Here is a 1,196-nt window from a genome sequence, read left to right on the forward strand (position 1 = left end):
ACTGCTTAGTCGAGGATCTTTGCCACGACGCCGGCGCCGACGGTACGGCCGCCTTCACGGATAGCGAAGCGCAGACCTTCTTCCATGGCGATCGGGGCGATCAGCTTGACGGTGATCGACACGTTGTCACCCGGCATCACCATTTCCTTGTCCTTCGGCAGCTCGATCGAGCCCGTCACGTCGGTCGTACGGAAGTAGAACTGCGGGCGGTAGTTGTTGAAGAACGGCGTGTGACGACCGCCTTCGTCCTTCGACAGGATGTACACCTCGCCGGTGAAGTGCGTGTGCGGCTTGATCGAACCCGGCTTGCACAGCACCTGGCCGCGCTCCACGTCTTCGCGCTTCGTGCCGCGCAGCAGCAGACCCACGTTGTCGCCAGCCTGACCTTGATCCAGCAGCTTGCGGAACATTTCCACGCCGGTGCAGGTGGTCTTCACCGTCGGGCGGATACCCACGATTTCGATTTCTTCACCGACCTTCACCACGCCACGCTCGATACGGCCGGTCACCACCGTGCCACGACCCGAGATCGAGAACACGTCTTCCACCGGCATCAGGAACGTGCCGTCCACAGCGCGCTCCGGCGTCGGGATGTACGTGTCCAGCGCGTCGGCCAGGTTCATGATGGCCACTTCGCCCAGCTCGCCCTTGTCGCCTTCCAGCGCCAGCTTGGCCGAACCCTTGATGATCGGGGTGTCGTCGCCAGGGAAGTCATACTTCGACAGGAGTTCGCGCACTTCCATTTCGACGAGCTCGAGCAGCTCGGCGTCATCCACCATGTCGCACTTGTTCAGGAACACGATGATGTACGGCACGCCAACCTGGCGGGCCAGCAGGATGTGCTCACGCGTCTGCGGCATCGGGCCGTCAGCGGCCGAGCACACCAGGATCGCGCCGTCCATCTGGGCGGCACCCGTGATCATGTTCTTCACATAGTCAGCGTGGCCCGGGCAGTCAACGTGCGCGTAGTGGCGGTTGGCCGTTTCGTACTCGACGTGCGCGGTGTTGATGGTAATACCGCGAGCCTTTTCTTCCGGCGCTGCGTCGATTTCGTCGTACTTCTTGGCGGCGCCACCGAACTTCGAGGCCAGCACCGTGGCAATCGCTGCCGTCAGCGTCGTCTTGCCGTGGTCAACGTGACCAATCGTACCTACGTTCACGTGCGGCTTGGTCCGCTCGAACTTTTCCTTTGCCAT

1 protein-coding gene is annotated in these 1,196 nt (G+C 62.2%); it reads right to left on the minus strand.

The genetic code is table 11. From position 1 onward, the window contains the following. Window positions 1-5 precede the first annotated feature (5 nt). On the minus strand, window positions 6-1,196 hold the full coding sequence (gene tuf / locus BLR29_RS31820; RefSeq protein ID WP_092144099.1) for an elongation factor Tu: 1,191 nt from the start codon (window positions 1,194-1,196) through the stop codon (window positions 6-8).

The organism is Cupriavidus sp. YR651 (genome assembly GCF_900101625.1).
GTDB lineage: Bacteria > Pseudomonadota > Gammaproteobacteria > Burkholderiales > Burkholderiaceae > Cupriavidus.

What these genes read in the sequence shown, in the direction of transcription:
- tuf (WP_092144099.1), bottom strand. Translation starts at nt 1,196, where the DNA reads ATGGCAAAGGAAAAGTTCGAGCGGACCAAGCCGCACGTGAACGTAGGT.